General features: G+C 72.4%; 13 protein-coding genes. 4 read left to right on the forward strand and 9 right to left on the reverse strand.

Annotation, left to right across the window (positions count from 1 at the left end; translation table 11 throughout):
- Window positions 1-7 precede the first annotated feature (7 nt).
- The gene (locus WHN02_RS03230) at window positions 8-2,656 is read left to right on the forward strand and encodes an FtsK/SpoIIIE domain-containing protein (protein ID WP_434741983.1); all 2,649 of its coding nucleotides are present in this window, start codon (window positions 8-10) and stop codon (window positions 2,654-2,656) included.
- The gene (locus tag WHN02_RS03235; RefSeq protein WP_434741984.1) at window positions 2,653-3,414 is read left to right on the forward strand and encodes a hypothetical protein; all 762 of its coding nucleotides are present in this window, start codon (window positions 2,653-2,655) and stop codon (window positions 3,412-3,414) included. The genes WHN02_RS03230 and WHN02_RS03235 overlap by 4 nt, the downstream gene beginning before the upstream one ends.
- A 57-nt stretch (window positions 3,415-3,471) precedes the next feature.
- Here WHN02_RS03235 and folE read toward each other — a convergent pair whose 3' ends face one another.
- The 4 genes from folE to WHN02_RS03255 form a co-directional block, all read right to left on the reverse strand.
- On the reverse strand, window positions 3,472-4,134 hold the full coding sequence (gene folE, locus WHN02_RS03240) for a GTP cyclohydrolase I FolE (RefSeq protein WP_434743801.1): 663 nt from the start codon (window positions 4,132-4,134) through the stop codon (window positions 3,472-3,474).
- 35 nt (window positions 4,135-4,169) lie between these two features.
- Complete coding sequence (gene ftsH / locus WHN02_RS03245) at window positions 4,170-6,191, reverse strand: ATP-dependent zinc metalloprotease FtsH (protein WP_434741985.1); 2,022 nt, start codon at window positions 6,189-6,191, stop codon at window positions 4,170-4,172.
- 463 nt (window positions 6,192-6,654) lie between these two features.
- Window positions 6,655-7,230: a hypoxanthine phosphoribosyltransferase gene (gene hpt, locus WHN02_RS03250; RefSeq protein WP_350898433.1), complete on the reverse strand. Its 576-nt coding sequence runs from the start codon at window positions 7,228-7,230 to the stop codon at window positions 6,655-6,657.
- A 107-nt stretch (window positions 7,231-7,337) separates the two neighbouring features.
- Complete coding sequence (locus WHN02_RS03255; RefSeq protein WP_434741986.1) at window positions 7,338-7,475, reverse strand: hypothetical protein; 138 nt, start codon at window positions 7,473-7,475, stop codon at window positions 7,338-7,340.
- Between the two features lie 153 nt (window positions 7,476-7,628).
- Here WHN02_RS03255 and WHN02_RS03260 point away from each other — a divergent pair, with 153 nt between their 5' ends.
- Entirely contained in the window at window positions 7,629-8,609 is a 981-nt protein-coding gene (locus WHN02_RS03260) for a GlxA family transcriptional regulator (RefSeq protein WP_434741987.1), read from the forward strand.
- A gap of 77 nt (window positions 8,610-8,686) precedes the next feature.
- On the opposite strand, the gene WHN02_RS03265 is transcribed toward WHN02_RS03260, so the two are convergent.
- The 4 genes from WHN02_RS03265 to dacB form a co-directional block, all read right to left on the reverse strand.
- Window positions 8,687-9,277, reverse strand: a complete 591-nt coding sequence (locus WHN02_RS03265) for a hypothetical protein (RefSeq protein ID WP_434743802.1) — start codon at window positions 9,275-9,277, stop codon at window positions 8,687-8,689.
- Window positions 9,278-9,615: 338 nt separating this feature from the next.
- Complete coding sequence (tilS, locus tag WHN02_RS03270; protein WP_434741988.1) at window positions 9,616-10,617, reverse strand: tRNA lysidine(34) synthetase TilS; 1,002 nt, start codon at window positions 10,615-10,617, stop codon at window positions 9,616-9,618.
- An 11-nt stretch (window positions 10,618-10,628) separates the two neighbouring features.
- A complete protein-coding gene (locus WHN02_RS03275) occupies window positions 10,629-11,696 on the reverse strand; it encodes a zinc-dependent metalloprotease (protein ID WP_434741989.1) in 1,068 nt (355 codons plus the stop codon).
- Between the two features lie 118 nt (window positions 11,697-11,814).
- On the reverse strand, window positions 11,815-13,251 hold the full coding sequence (dacB, locus tag WHN02_RS03280) for a D-alanyl-D-alanine carboxypeptidase/D-alanyl-D-alanine endopeptidase (protein WP_434743803.1): 1,437 nt from the start codon (window positions 13,249-13,251) through the stop codon (window positions 11,815-11,817).
- Between the two features lie 565 nt (window positions 13,252-13,816).
- On the opposite strand from dacB, the gene WHN02_RS03285 reads away from it, so the two are divergent.
- On the forward strand, window positions 13,817-14,323 hold the full coding sequence (locus WHN02_RS03285) for an inorganic diphosphatase (protein WP_350897823.1): 507 nt from the start codon (window positions 13,817-13,819) through the stop codon (window positions 14,321-14,323).
- A 53-nt stretch (window positions 14,324-14,376) separates the two neighbouring features.
- Here the strand turns inward: WHN02_RS03285 and eccD are convergent, their stop codons facing one another.
- Window positions 14,377-15,771 carry a type VII secretion integral membrane protein EccD gene (eccD, locus tag WHN02_RS03290; RefSeq protein WP_434741990.1) on the reverse strand — a complete coding sequence of 465 codons (1,395 nt, stop codon included), beginning with the start codon at window positions 15,769-15,771 and terminating at the stop codon, window positions 14,377-14,379.
- Window positions 15,772-15,804: the final 33 nt, after the last annotated feature.

Consider the following 15,804-nt stretch of genomic DNA (forward strand, 5'->3'; position numbering starts at 1 on the left):
AAGAGGGGTGGACCCGATGGCCGTTCGGAGGGGACGTACGAGCCGAGCCGCCGCCCTCCACCGCCGGGCGACCGCCACTGCCAACGCCGCAGCGAACGTCTTGGACGAGATCCGGCCGGCCCCGGCCGACCAGCGTCGTCAGTACGAGTTGGCGGACCAGTTGCGGGAGGCGGCGGCGCTGCTGGCGCCCGGTTGGGCCGGGGCGCCGTTGGAGACGCTGAGCGTCGACACGCCGCCGGGGGAGACACCTCCGTCGTTCGTCGTGGTCGGTACCGCCGCACCGTTGGACGACGCCCGGTTTCCGGCACTCGTGCCGTTGCTCGGCGGCGGGCACCTGACGATCGACACCGACGCCGGTGATCCCCGGGTCGCCGGGGCGTTGCGTGCCGTACTCCTGCGGTTGTTGGCGGCGTCTCCCCCGGGCTGCCTGCTGGTTCGGGGGGTGGACGGCACCGGGGCCGGGGCGGTCTTCGCGCCGTTCCTCCCGCTGGCGGACGCCGGGGTGCTCTCCCCTCCGGCCGGGGACGTCTCCGGTCTGCGGGCGGTCCTGGCCGAGGCGGAGCAGTGGGTGGCTCCCGACAACGGTCGGCACTCCCGGCGGGACCGGACCCTGCTCCTGGTGGTGTCGGCCCTGCCGGCGCGGACCGAGGCGGCGGACCTGGAGCGGCTGGCCGCGTTGGCGTCCACCGGGCCTACGGCCGGGCTGCACCTGGTGGTCGCCGGTTGGCCGGTGACCGCCGGGCCGCTTCCGTCGGCCACGGCGGTGACGGTACGCAACGCGTACGCGATGGTGGGTGATCCGCCGAGCGCCTCCTTCGGAGCGGTGGGCAGTGGATCGTCCGGTGGCCTGAACGCACCGGTGTTCCTCGCCGAGGCCCCGTCGACGGAGTTGGTGGAGGCTGTCTGTGGCCGTCTCGTCGAGCAGGTCGAGGCGGGTACCCGGCTGTCGCTGGCGAACCTGTTGCCGGAGTCCGACGCCCCGTTGTGGGAGTCGTCGTCGGTGACCGGGGCGGGCACCGTCGTGGGGCTGGCCGGCGAGCGGCCGGTGTCGGTCGGGTTCACCGATCTGACCCCGCACTGGCTGGTCGGTGGCCGGTCCGCGGCGGGACGGGCCGCTTTCGTGGGCAACGTCCTGCTCGGTCTGACCGCCCGTTACGGCCCGGAGGAGCTGGTCCTGCACCTGGCGGACCTCGGTCCGGACGAGTCGTTCGCCGAGTTCCTGCAGACCGAACGGGACCGGACGTGGATCCCGCAGGTCCGGACCGCCGCGTTGGCTGCCGACCGGGAGTACGTGCTGGATCTGCTGGAGCAGTTGTCGGTCGAGGTTCGTCGTCGTGAGGAGGCCGGTCGGCGTACCGGCGGGCAGCGCTTCACCGCCCTGCGGGAGCAGCTGTCGCTTCCCCGGATCGTCTGCGTCGTGGAGAACACGCACCTGCTGCTCGGCGAGCCGACAGGTGCCGTCGCCCCGTCCGGGGCGGTACGGAGTGCGGGGCGGTCCCGGGACCGCATCGGAACGACTGCGTTGACGGCGCTGGAGGCGTTGGCTCGGGCGGGCCGCGCGTACGGGGTGCATCTGCTGCTGGCCGGCGAGGGTGACCTCGGGCTGGGTTCCGGTTCCGGGTCTCGGGACTCGATGCTCGGCCAGTTCCCGGTGCGGGTGGCTCTACCCGGGGGTGGCGCGGTGTTGGAGCCCAGCAACGATTCCGCTGCGGGGCTCCCGGTGGGAAGCGCTGTGGTGAACACCGCTGGCGGTCTGGGTGGTCCGGTGGGTGCGACCCGCGGGCACGAACGGATGGTCCGGTTCCCGGATCCGGAGGACGCCCCGGCCACTGTGGCCGAGTTGCGGCACCGGTTGTGGCAGGCGCGTCCGGAGGGGTCGTCGGCGCCGGTGGTGTTCGCCGGTTACGCCCGACCGCTGCTGCGTAACGATCCCCGGTACCGGGCGGCCCTGCTGGGTCGTAGGGAGGGGCCGGCCGCGCTGCTGGGGCGGGGGGTGGACGTCGCCCGGTCCACTGTCGCGGTGGGGCTGGGTCGGGCGGCTGGACGTAATCTCGCGGTCCTGGGTCCAGGGATGGCGGCGGCTCGGCTGCTCGGCGTCGCGGCCCGGACCGCGGCGGCCCACCACCCGCCGGGTGGTGCCCGGTTCGTCGTCGCCTGCCTGGTGGACGAGGCCACCGCTCTGGCCGAGGGGCTGGCTGCGGACCTGGACCGGCAGTTTCCGGTGACGACTGTCGACCGGGCGGACCTGACGGAGCTGTGGTGTCCGGAGAAGGCGGCGGCCCGTCCGTCGACCGACGACGACCCGGGGCCGACGGTGCTCGTGGTGTTCGGGCTCGACGTACCGACTGCGGAGCAGCTGCCGCGCGAACGGTTGCGGGCGCTGCTGCATCGGGGGCCGCCGGGCGGCACCCACCTGCTCGGCTGGTGGCGTACGACCCCGTCGTTCGTGGCGTTGTTGGAGCCGGACACCGACGTGGGCAAGTTGGCGGCCGTGGTCGCGGTGGACGTGCCGGGCGCGCAACTGGCCGGGGTCTTCGGACGGCCGGTCCAGTGGCGTCCCCGCCCGAACCGGGTGGTGCTCTGGGACGGCTCGGACGAGCAGGGCCGGGTCCTGGTGCCGTTCGCCGAGGACGAGGAGGAGGGGACGCCGACGTGATCCGGACCGTACCGGGGGTGCAGCAGCGGCAGCCGGTGGACGGTACGCCGCCCACCGAGGACGAGGGCGCAGTCGGTTCGGGGGGGCCGGGTCCAGCCGAGTCGGGGGAGGTGGTGGAGCCGAAGGGTGACGCCTGGACGGCCTACCTCGCCGCCGCCCGTCAACTTGACGCGGTACGCCGGGACGCCGCCACCGCCGCCGGTGAGCAGCATCGTTCGGTCCAGGCCGCCCGGGAGGAGTTGACCGGGGTACGGGCCCGGCTGACGGCGCAGCAGGGGCGGCTGGTCGACTCGGGCGTACCCGCGATGTCGTTGTCGCCGTCCCCGCCGGAGGAGTCGGTGGCCGCCCGCTCGATGTCCGGTGGTCCGTCGGCGGTACTGGCGGCGTTGCGTACGGCGAGTGGCTGGGTCACCGACGCCGACGTGGCGTTGACCTCCACGGGTTGGTTCCGGCCGGGGCGGTGGCCGGCTCGGCTGCGCAACCTGGCCGTGTACGGGCCGTCGGCTCTGCTCGTCCCCCTGATCCAGGTGGTCCTGCACCTGGTGGCGGAGGGTGGTCCGGTGACCGTGGCGGCGTTGCTCGTCGGTCTGCCGATGCCGGCGGTGGCGTTCGTCGCGGGCTGGATCGGTGTCGGGCGGTTGTTCCGTCCGGGCCCGGACGGGCGGTTGGACCGGACGCCCCGGTTCGGGGCGCTGGTCTGTCTGGTTCCGGCCGTGTCGACAGCCGCCGGGCTGCTCCTGGCTCTCCTGGCCGGCTGAACGGGCTGTTCAGCCGACCAGCGAGCGGGCCTCGGTCGACCAGGAGGAGTGGACGGGTCACCGGGGCAGGATCAGCGCCATCGCCTCGGCCCTCGACTTGGCGTCGTGCTGGAGGCCGCCGCGGACCGCCGAGGTGATGGTCTGCGCCCCGCTCTTCTGGATGCCACGCATCGCCATGCACATGTGTTCGCACTGCAGGACGACGATCACCCCGAGGGGGGCGAGGCGCTCCATCAGCAGGTCGGCGATCTGGGAGGTGAGTCGTTCCTGCACCTGTGGGCGGCGGGCGAAGACCTCGACCAGCCGGGCCAGCTTGGACAGCCCGGTGATCCGACCGTCAGGCCCGGGGATGTAGCCGATGTGGGCGCTGCCCCGGAACGGGAGCAGGTGGTGTTCGCAGAGGCTCATCACGTCGATGTCCCGGACCAGGACGAGTTCCTTGTGGTTGGCCTCGAAGCTGGTGGTGAGCACCTGCGCCGGGTCGACCCGGAGACCGGCGAACAGTTCGGCGTACGCACGGGCGACGCGGGCGGGGGTCTGGACGAGCCCGTCGCGGTCGGGGTCCTCCCCGACCGCGATGAGGATCTCCCGTACCGCCTTCTCGATCCGGGCCAGGTCGACGGCCTCCTCGACCGGGCGGCCGGTGAGTCTGCCGTTGATCAGCCGGGCGGCCAGGTAGTCCAGGTCGTCGGGTTCGGTGGCGGAGGTGGCGGCGGCCAGCCCCGGGTCGGGGCTGGCCGCCGTGTCGTCGGTGTTCAGTGCTGGCCGTCCGAGCTGTTCGGGAAGGCGGGGCCACCGCCGATGACGACCTGGGCCCCGTCCGACTGGGCCTGCGCCTTGAGCTTGTCCTTCTCGGCGGGCGTGAGCACCGGGGGCTCGGTGGAGGGCTGCCGCTTGCCGAACCCGTTGTACGGGGCCATCGGCGGACGCTTCACCACCCGCTCGCAGATCCGGGCCATGTCGGCGGTGGAGAGGGTCTCCTTCTCCATCAGCTCCAGGACCATGTTGTCCAGCACGTCCCGGTACTCGACCAGGATCTCCCAGGCCTCGTCGTGGGCCAGCTCGATGAGCGCCCGCATCTCGCCGTCGATCTCGGCGGCGACCGAGTCGGAGTAGTCCCGTTCGTGGCCCATGTTGCGGCCGAGGAACGGCTCGTCCCCGCTGGTGCCGTACTTGATCGCGCCGAGCTTGGAGCTCATCCCGTACTGCGTGATCATCGCTCGGGCCAGCTGGGTGGCCTTCTCGATGTCGTTGCCGGCGCCGGTGGTGGGCTCGTGGAAGACGAGTTCCTCGGCGGCCCGGCCGCCCAGCGCGTACGCCAGGGTGTCGATCATCTCGGCCCGGGTCTGGGTGTACTTGTCCTCGGTCGGCAGGACCAGGGTGTGCCCCAGCGACCGGCCCCGGGACAGGATGGTCACCTTGTGCACCGGTGCCGCGTGCGGCAACGCCCAGGCGACGAGCGCGTGCCCACCCTCGTGGTACGCGGTGATCTTCTTCTCCTGGTCGCCCATCACCCGGGTCCGACGCTGCGGCCCGGCGATCACCCGGTCGATCGACTCCTCCAGGGAGTCGTTGGTGATCGCCCGCTCGTCCTTGCGGGCGGTGAGCAGCGCGGCCTCGTTGATCACGTTCGCCAGGTCGGCACCGCTGAACCCGGGGGTACGCCGGGCCACCGCGTCGAGGTCGACGTCGGGGGCGAACGGCTTGCCCTTGGCGTGCACCCGCAGGATGGCCTTGCGGCCCTCCATGTCGGGGGCGTCCACCGGGATCTGCCTGTCGAACCGGCCCGGGCGCAGCAGCGCCGGGTCGAGGATGTCCGGCCGGTTGGTGGCGGCGATCAGGATGACCCCGCCCTTGACGTCGAAGCCGTCCATCTCGACGAGGAGCTGGTTGAGGGTCTGCTCCCGCTCGTCGTGGCCGCCGCCCATGCCGGCTCCACGGTGGCGACCGACGGCGTCGATCTCGTCGACGAAGACGATCGCCGGGGCGTTCGTCTTCGCCTGCTCGAAGAGGTCACGGACCCGGCTGGCACCGACACCGACGAACATCTCGACGAAGTCGGAGCCGGAGATCGAGTAGAAGGGCACTCCGGCCTCACCGGCGACAGCCCTGGCGAGCAGCGTCTTACCGGTACCGGGCGGGCCGAACAGCAGCACACCCTTCGGGATCTTCGCCCCCAGGGCCTGGTACTTCGTCGGGTTCTGCAGGAAGTCCTTGATCTCGTGCAGTTCCTCGACGGCCTCTTCCGAGCCGGCCACGTCGGCGAAGGTGGTCTTCGGCGTGTCCTTGGTGATCATCTTCGCCTTGGACTTGCCGAAGTTGAGCACCCGGGAGCCGCCGCCCTGCATCTGCGACATGAAGAACAGCAGCAGGAGCACGAGCAGGGCGATCGGCAGCAGGTTGACCAGGAGGCTCACCCAGATGCTGTCCGAGGAGACCTCGACGTCCGCCGGGCCGGTGACCCGGTCGGCCGACTTGGCCTCGAGGACCTGGTTCCAGACCTGCTGACCGGCCTCGTACGGGAACTGGGCCTCGATCAGCTTGGTGGTCGTGTCCCCGAACTCGGCCTCCTCGGCCAGGTCGAGGCGGATCGTCTGTTCCTTGTCCTGGTAGACGACCTTGTCGATTTTCGCAGTGTTGAGCTGGTCCAGCGCGACCGTGGTGTCCACCCGGTGGTAGCTGGGTCCAGACGTGAAGAGTTGACTGAGCACAACGGCGCCGAGGATGACCAGGATGATCCAGACCACCGGTCGGCGGAAGAAACGCGTACGTTCCATACTGTCGTCGAGCGCCGGGGCGCCCGCATCCTCCTGATCGACGTCCTGACCGTCTGATGGTGTCGCCGCCACGGGCGGCGGTCGGAGCCGCCGTGCGGGCCGGCCTCGACACCGAGGCACGAAACTGCCGCGCCGCGGTCATTCGACGGTACACCGTACGCGCGAGGTACGAGCGGTTCGGGGCTGCTCGCACCGGTCAGCGACAGCACCGGAACGCGCACCCGACCCGCTGACCCGATCCCGCCCCTCGACGGATCCCGCCGTCGGCACGGCGGCACCCACTCGACACGCGATGGTGAACCGGCGGAGGCCGGCGTGGCGGAAGGTCCGCCGTCACAGGTCTTCCGACCGCCCGGTCACGCGGGTCGGAGGACCGGACGCGGGAAACACCTCCACGCCACCGCCCCCTACGGTAGCCGGGTCGGCTGAGAGCGCGCTGTACGTCCGCTCAACGCGAGACGGCTCAGGTGCGGGCGTACACGTCCGGCTTCAGGACGCCGACGTAGGGCAGTTCCCGGTAACGCTCGTCGAAGTCGAGGCCGTACCCGACGACGAACTCGGTGGGGATGTCGAAGCCGACGTACTTCACCGGCACCGGCACCTTGACCGCGTCGGGCTTGCGGAACAGGGCCACCACCTCGACGCTCGCCGCCGAGCGGGACTCCAGGTAACGCAGCAGCCAGTTGAGGGTCAGCCCGGAGTCGACGATGTCCTCGACCACGACGACGTGCCGACCGGCGATGTCCCGGTCGAGGTCCTTGAGGATGCGTACCACTCCGGAGGAGGTGGTGCCCTGGCCGTACGAGGAGACCGCCATGAACTCCAGTTCGGTCGGCGGACCGTGCCGCCCGAGGGCGCGGGCGAAGTCGGCCATGAACATGACGGCACCCTTGAGTACGCAGACGAGCAGTAGCCGGTCCGTCACTCCGACGTAGTCCGCCGACACCTGCTTGGCCAGCTCCGCGGTCTTCTCACGGATCTGCGCCTCAGAGATGATCACGTGGTCGATGTCGGCGTCGTACCAGGAGCCATCAGCCATGACTCCTAGCCTGCCGTACGCCGCCGGGCCGCCGTCGGCGGGGCCGCTTCTTTTCGGCGACCCCGCCGCGAATCCGGCGCGACAACCCGGCCATAACAGACATCTGTTCAGCAGGATCCGGAGTTCAGTCGGCGCCCCTCGTCGCTGCAACGCCAGTCGGCGGAGTCCCGGCTGTCGACGGTCAGTCCGACCGCCGAGGCGACGGCGAGGGTGAGGATCAGGAAGAGAACGAAGAGGAACTCCATGGCGGCGCTCGCTTTCGAATCGACGTGGTGTGCGGTTCGCCGCCGGTGCGCACCGGGCTGACATCGAGTCTGCGCGGCACCCGGCCGTCCGGACAGTGGCAGGAAGGACACCTGGCCTCGATTTTCTGCCAACCCTCCGGTTACCCTCGTCACATGACCCCCCGCCCCCCGTCGACCCTCGCCTCGGTCGCGGCCATCGCCCTGAACGACGTCGCGGTCTTCGAGCTCGGAGTGCTCGCCGAGGTCTTCGGGACCGACCGGACGGCTGACGGCTTCCCCGCGCACCGCTTCACCGTCTGCACCGCCGACGGCGGACCGGTCCGCACCAAGTCCGGCTTCGGACTCACACCCCAGGCCGACCTCGGTCCGGTCGCCGAGGCCGACCTGGTCGCCGTACCGGCTCACCACTCGCGCGCCCCGGTTCCGACGCCGGTCCTCGACGCGCTCCGCGCCGCCGCCGAACGGGGCGCCTACGTGATGAGCGTCTGCAGCGGCGCCTTCGTGCTCGGGGCGGCCGGACTCCTCGACGATCGGGAGTGCACCACCCACTGGCGGCACGCCGAGCAGCTGCAACGGCTGCACCCCCGGGCGCGGATCCGCCCGAACTCGCTCTACGTCTCCGACGGCAACCTGCTCACCAGCGCCGGGACCGCAGCCGGCATCGACGCCTGCCTGCACCTGGTTCGTCAGGTGTACGGCTCAGCCGTCGCCACCCGACTGGCGCGGCGGATGGTCGTCCCGCCGCACCGCGATGGCGGGCAGGCGCAGTACGTCGAGACTCCGATCCCGTCCACCCCCGAGGCCCCGACCCTGGAGCCGGTCCTGGAGTGGCTGATGGGTCACCTGGCCCGCCCGGTCACCGTCGACCAGCTCGCTGCGCGGGCCGGTATGTCTCCCCGTACCTTCGCCCGGCGGTTCCGCGCCGAGACGGGCACCACCCCGCACGACTGGTTGACCGGCCAGCGGGTGCTGTTGGCCCGACGACTGCTGGAGGAGACCCGGTTGAGTGTCGAGGAGGTCGCCGACCAGGCCGGCTTCGGCGAGGCGGCGACGCTGCGACACCACTTCACCCGCCGGGTGGGCGCGACCCCCAACGGCTACCGGAGCACCTTCCGGGAGCGGGCACCGGCCTGACACCCAGGTCCTACCTGCGCAGACGTCGCCGGCCGGTGTCCCGAAGGACACCGGCCGGCGACAGAACACGATTCGGGTCAGCTGTTGTTCCAGTGCTCGGCCACCAGGTCAGCAGCCAGCTTCTCCCACTGCGCGTAATGATCCGGGAACGCCGACACCTGCACCGTCTGCGCAGCCCGCGTCAACGACATGTCCTCCCAGCCGTCGACCTGCGCCAGACCCCTCAGGAACGCCGTCGTCGAATACTCCGGATCCGTGATCTGCTCCACCGTCCCCCAACCACTCGACGGACGCTGCTGGAACAGACCCTGCGAATCATGGTCGTTACGGTCACCCAGATGACCCAGGTTCTCCAACTTCGACTCCTGCAACGCCGTGGCGATCGCCACCACCGCCGCACGCTCGTCCATCCCGGCCTTCTTCGTCGCCGCGATGATCGCCCGCGTGTTCTCCACCTGCTCACCGCCCAGATCGATCCGCGACTGACCCGACGGCTCACCATGCGGCAACAACCGACCCTCATCCACCGACCGGGCCTGCGCCACCGCCACCGCATCCACACCACCGACCGCAACCGGCTCCTGATGATTCAACGGACCCGCCGCCAGACCACCCGCGAACGCCAGACCAGCAACACCCAGAACACTCTTGCGCAGCACCGAGTTCATCATCGACAGCTCCATCCGGGGGAACGACACCCACCCACAGGGCAGATGCGGACACCGTCAGGCGCCCAACGAAAAAAGGGGAAAAGATCAAAAGAGGAAACCCGGGCGGGGAGCCACGCTCACCTCGCCGGGTCCATGTCCAACGACCGCCGACCCACAGTCATTCCCGGGTCCACCGGCCCGACCGCAGGCTGCTCACCACCGGCCGGTGCCACTCGGTCGTACGGAAGATGTAACGACTCCACCCCCGCCGCCATTCCACCCCCTGGGTGCCCCCGACCACACCCACAGACCGGGATGTACCCGACATCGGGGTCAGTCTCGGCGGGACGCTCGGCTCAACCCGGGTTCGACCCCTCGTCCAGGACGATCCGCCCATCACGGCGGATCACGCCCAGCCCACCCGGCAGGTGGGTGACCCCCTGACCGCGCCAGGCGGTGACCAGGGCGTCGAGCGCCGCCACGTGCCGGTGGGAGAGCGCCGAGGCCGGCGCACCGAGTTCCCGGGCCCAGGCGTGCAGCACCCGGGTCCGTACCGCCGGAGCCAGGGCGGCCAGGGCGTCGACGGTGAGCCCCCCGGAGGGGGACCGGGCGGCGGCTGACGCCTCCTCGGCGAGGTGGTCGAGGACGGCGTTGTCCGCCGCCACCTGGTGAGCGGTTCGGGCGAGATTGTCCACCACTGCCGGACCGAGCGCGTCGACGAGCGCGGGGAGCGCCGCCGACCGCACCCGAGACCGGGCGTACGCCGGGTCGGTGTTGTGCGGATCGTCCCACGGGACCAGCCCGAGGGCCGTGCAGGCGGCCCGGGTCTCGTCCCGACCTACGCCGAGGAACGGGCGCAGCAGGGGCACCCCGTCGAGGTCACGGCGGGCGGGCATCCCGGCGAGTCCCCGGGGGCCGGCCCCCCGGGCCAACGCCAACAGCACCGTCTCGGCTTGGTCGTCACGGGTGTGCCCGGTCAGCACCGCGACCGCGTCCAGTCGGCGGGCCACCGCGCCCAGCGCCTCGTAGCGGGCGGCCCGGGCAGCAGCCTCGGGGCCGCCGGGACGCCCGGCCACCGTCACCCGTACCGCCTCGACGGGGTGGAGACCGGCCTCGACGGCCCAGGCGGCCACTGACGCCGCCCGGTCGGCGGAGCCCTGTTGCAGGTCGTGGTCGACGGTGACCACTCCGGCGCGGTGCCCGAGGCGGGGTGCCACGAAGGCGGTGGCGGCGGCGAGGGCGAGCGAGTCGGCACCCCCGGAGCAGGCCACCAGGACCGGCCCGCCGACGGGTACGCCGGTCAGCGCCGACCGGACCGCCACCCGGGTCGCGGCCACCGGTGGAGGCAGCGCGGGCACGCCGGAGGCGGTCAGCCGGCGGTCGGCAGCGGGCCGACCGAACCGTGCACCCGCCGCACCCAGGCCTCCGGGTCACCGAGTTCGTCGAGCCGGGGCAGGGTCAACGGCGAGCTGAAGATCTTGTTGAAACCGGGCATGCCCACCTGCTCGACCACGCCGTGCACGAACTTGCGGCCCTCGGCGTACTGGCGCATCTTGACCTCGACCCCCAGCAGCCGCCGGACCGCCTTCTCCAGCGGGTTGCCGGACTCGCGACGGCGGTTGAACGCCGCCCGGATCCGGTCGACGCTCGGTACGACCTCCGGACCGACCCCGTCCATCACGAACTCGGCGTGCCCCTCGAGGAGGGTCATCAGCGCGGTCAGCCGGTCGAGCACCGCCCGCTGGGCGGGCGTCTGGACGATGTCCAGGACACTGGTGCGACTCTGCGGGTCGCGGATCACGTCGGCGAGGGTGGAGACCCCCCGGCGCAGCCGCTCGGCGAGGTGTTCACTGTTCTGCGAGGCGTCCACGAACGCCTGGACCTCGCCGAGGAAGTACGCCCGCATCCACGGGACCGCGGTGAACTGGGTTCGGTGGGTCACCTCGTGCAGGCAGACCCAGAGCCGGAAGTCCCTCGGGTCGGCCTCCAGCTTCCGCTCCACCTCGACGATGTTGGGCGCGACCAGGAGGAGCTGCCCCGGGTCGGCCGAGAAGACCTCGTACTGGCCGAGGACCCGGCCGGAGAGGTAGGCCAGGACGGTGCCGGCCTGCACCCCGGTCAGCCGGGAACCGATCGCCTCGGTGAACGCCCCGGGCTGCTTGTCCTGAGAGAGTCGGCTGACCAGCGGCGTGATCACCTCCCGCAGACCGGCGATGTTGGTCGCCGCCCAGTCCTTGCGGTCCACCACCCGGACCGGGGGGTGGGCGAGCTGCGAGCGCAGCCCCGTGTAGTCGGCCACGTGCTCCGCTGCCTCGTCGGTCAGCCGCCGCAGGTCGGCGACCACGTCGGTGGCCTCGGACAACGACACCCGAGGGCCCGATTTGCTCAACGCCCCCGCCGTCGCAGCGGCCAGATCCCAGTCCACGAACTGCGCCATGCACCCCACCGTACCTGCGCCGCGACACCCCGGCCCGGCGCCGACCGGCAGACGCCCGGTGTCCGGCCAGGTCGACCGGGTCGCGACGACCGGTCAGGCACCGACGGACCGGGGCGACTCAGCGGCAGCCGCACCCGGCCAGGGCGGCGGCGATCCGGTCCAGGGCCTGCCGGGTCTGCTCGGGGGTGTCCGCCGGTGCCCGGTCGGTGAGCACGGCGAAGCTGAGCAGTCGCCCGTCGGCGGTGGTGACCAGCCCGGCGATCGCGTGCACCCCGGTCAAGGTGCCGGTCTTGGCCCGGACCACCCCGGCGCCCCCGTTGGTCACCGGGGAGGCGTACCGGGTCAGGAGGGTGCCGGACCATCCGGCGACCGGCAGTCCGGCGAAGATCGCCGCGAGTTCGGGGCGGCTGCCGTTGCCGGCGAGCGCGATCAGGTCGGTGAGCAGCGAGGCGCTGAGCCGGTTGGTCCGGGACAGACCGCTCGCGTCGGTCAGGGCGGCCTCCTCGGCCGACAGCCCCAGCTCGGCCAGCACAGCGTCCATCGCCGTGGCCGCACCCACGAACGAGGCGGGCTGGTCCCGGGCCAGTGCGACCTGGCGGGCCAGCGCCTCGGCGACCAGGTTGTCGCTGTCCTTGATCATGAAGTCGACCATCCGGATCACCGGCAGGGACTCGACCACCCCGAGTTCGATACCCGGGACGGGGGCACCGACCCCGCTACCGGCCGGGCCCGGTGCCGCCCCCCGCTGCACCGACTCGACGGGTGCGCCGAGCAGCCGGGCGAAGGAGCGACCAGCCGTCAGGTCCGGGTCCGCCACCCGATCCGCGCCCCCGTTGCCGGTGGCGGCGAGCGCCTTGCGGGCGGCCACCGGATCCCGGCGGGCCCCGTCGGTCATCAGCGCGGTGACCGCACCGCCGTAGCCACCGGTGGGGATGTCGTCGTCCCAGCCCGGCTCGTACTTCGGCCCGGAGTAGAGCGTGGCGTCGACGATCACCTTCGTCGGGACGGTGTCCCCGAGGGCCTGCGTCACCTGCTCGGCGAGGTCGGTCAGCCGGGCCGCACCGGGGTAGAAGGCGGCCTCGTCGACCGCCAGGGTCGGGTCGCCACCGCCGACGATCACCACCTCGCCCGGGTTCTCACCGGCCACCACCCGGGTGGGGATCCGGTACGCCGGACCTCGGGCGGCGAGCACAGTCACCGCGGTCACCAGTTTGGTCACCGACGCCGGGACGGTCTCCTCGTCGGCACCCTTGCCGTACAGCTCCTGGCCGGAGAGCACGTCGGCCACGGAGACGTGGACCCGGGAGCCGAGGGTCGCGTCGGCGACGAGCGGGTCCAGCAGTTCGCGTACCCCGTCCGGGGTGGGTTGGGCGGCGTTCGGGTCCGATTCGGCGAGCACCGCCACGGGGGCGGGATCGGACGGCGCGCCGTCGGCCTGCCGGGCGTCGCCCGCGTCGCCGAACGGGCCGGACCGGACCACGACCACCCCGAGGCCGGCCAGTCCGAGCAGCAGCACCGTCGCCAGGACCAGGACGGTACGACGACGGCGGCGCAGGGTCTCCGGCCGGGGACCAGCCGACGGGGGGCGGCCCGCGGGCGGGGGCGCCGGGGAGGTCGGTGCCGATGCCGTGGTGCCCGGGGGCTCAGGGGGAGCCGGGGCGGCGCCGTCGGCGGGGCCGGGCTCGACCGGACCCGGCGCCCCCGGCGGGCGGTACGCAGGTGGTGGAGGCAGGTGACGGCCGGGTTCCGGCCCCGGAATCTCGCGGGTGGTCTCCCCCGAGGTGTCCCCGACCGGGGTGGAGGCGGTCTCGTCGGGCCGCCCCGGCGGGCCGCTCTCGGGCGTGTTCGCCGGCGTCCGGGGGAGCTTGGCCTGGGGCACCGCGATGCGCCCGCTGACCCCGCCGGTCCCCGGTCGGCCGGTTACCGGACCGGTGGCCCGGTCCGGGCGGTAGTGTGAATCTTCCCTCCCCACGACCCCCTCCTCCCCCATACGAAAACGGCTTGGGTGACACTACTTCGGTCCGAACACTATGCGGCGGCCGGAGCCGACGGGTGGGCATTCGTCCGACCGGAGCGCCGAGGGTGCCCGTCAGCCAGCGTGGGCAACGAGGGAGCGTGAGATGGATTTCGACGTCACGGTTGAGATCCCCAAGGGTCACCGAAACAAGTACGAGGTGGACCACGCGACCGGCCGGATCAGGCTCGACCGTACGCTCTTCACGTCCACGCAGTACCCGGCCGACTACGGGTTCATCGAGGGCACGCTGGGCGAGGACGGGGATCCGCTGGACGCGTTGGTACTGGTTCCCGAGCCGACCTTCCCGGGGTGTCTGATCCGGTGCCGCACCATCGGCATGTTCCGGATGACCGACGAGAAGGGCGGCGACGACAAGGTCCTCTGCGTGCCTTACGAGGACCCGCGTCAGGAGCACCTGCGCGACATCCACCACCTCGGGGAGTTCGACCGGCTGGAGATACAGCACTTCTTCGAGGTCTACAAGGACCTCGAACCGGGCAAGTCGGTCGAGGGTGCGACCTGGGTGGGTCGACAGGAGGCCGAGGCGGAGGTCGTCAACTCGTACCGCCGCCACCGGGAGGCCGAGGCGCGCGGCGAGGCCCCGCACTGACCGAGTCGAGGGGGCCACACCCCTGACAGCAGACGACACCGCCCGCGGGACGCTCAGCCGAGCAGCCCGCGGGCGCGGTCGTACAGGCCCAGGACCGCGCAGGCCACCGGCACCACGGAGACCACCAGCGCCGTGTCGGTCAGGTCAGCGATCCGACCCAGGTACGGCGACACCGGCCGCCGGGCGTAGATGGTCCCGGCGGCGGCGGTGACCAGGGCCAGGACCAGGGCGGCCCCGGCCGACAGGACCGGACCGGCGGCATCGGCCCGGTCGGCGAGGACCACACCGGCCACGGCGACCCCGAGCAGCCCGGCGGCCAGCGGGGGCACCCGGTGGCGTACCGCCACGAACAGCCGGGACCGCAGCAGCAGCACGGCCGACCCGACAGCCACCAGCACCAGACCCGCCGTGCCCCCGGCGACGCCGAGGACGACGGTGGCGGCCACGGCCAGGACTGCGTGCCCGAGCAGCAGACCGGTGAGCATCTCCTCGGTCCGGGCGACCGCCGCGTGCACCCTGGACCGGTCCGGCAGGACCCGGTCCGACCCGTCGGCGAGCCCACCGGGCAGGGTGACCGGGGGCAGCGGCAGTTTGCCGAACCGGATGGCCAGCAGCGGCAGCGCCCCCACGGTCAACACCAGGACGCCGAACAGGATCGCCGCCGTCGCCGCCGGGGCCAGGGTCATCCCGCCGACCGCGGCGACGGCACCGACCAGGCCGACTGTCGCACCGGCCACGAAGACCCGGAGCCGGGCGGCCACCCCGAGCAGCCCGAGGACTGCGACCAGCAGCAGCACCCCAGTGCCGGCCAGGAGTTCGGGGGCGCCCAGCCAGCGCAGCCCGGGTACCGGTCCGACCGGGTCACCGGAGCCGACCCCGAGGGCACCGGCGGCGAAGGCGTACGGCAGCGCGTACCCGCCCAGCGTCGCGCCGACCCGGCCGTCCCCGTACGCCCGGGAGGCCACTGTCGCGGCGAGGGTGAGCGACAGGGCCAGCGCCACGGCGACCGGCCAGCGGCCCGGGTGCTCCGGCCCCGCTGCGAGGACTGCGAACAGCCCGACGGCGAGCGGCACCCCGGCACCGACGAGGGTGGTGACCCGGGTGGCCGTCGGCGACCAGGGGGTTCCCCGTCGACGGGCCCCGTCGGCGATCGCCTCCACCACGTCGTCGTACTCCAGTTCGGGCCACTGCGCCCGGGCGGGCACCAGGTGCAGCACCTCGCCGTCGCGTACGCCCTGGGGCAGCAACGCCTGGGCGGTGTGCAGGACCGTCCCGTCGGTCCGTCGCAGCAGCCAGCCGCCGTGCTGTTCACCGTCGTCGGCGAGGCCCTCACCGGCGTGCCGGAGCACGTCGGGCAGCAGCTCGACCAGGGGTACCTGTTCCGGTAGGGCGACGTCCATCCGCCGGTGGGGCGCGCTGATGGTGACCCGGGCCAGCCCGACTGACATCGACACATCTCCAAATCGACCGGGATCGGCGGC

The organism is Micromonospora sp. SH-82, from assembly GCF_051132485.1.
Taxonomy (GTDB): domain Bacteria; phylum Actinomycetota; class Actinomycetes; order Mycobacteriales; family Micromonosporaceae; genus Micromonospora.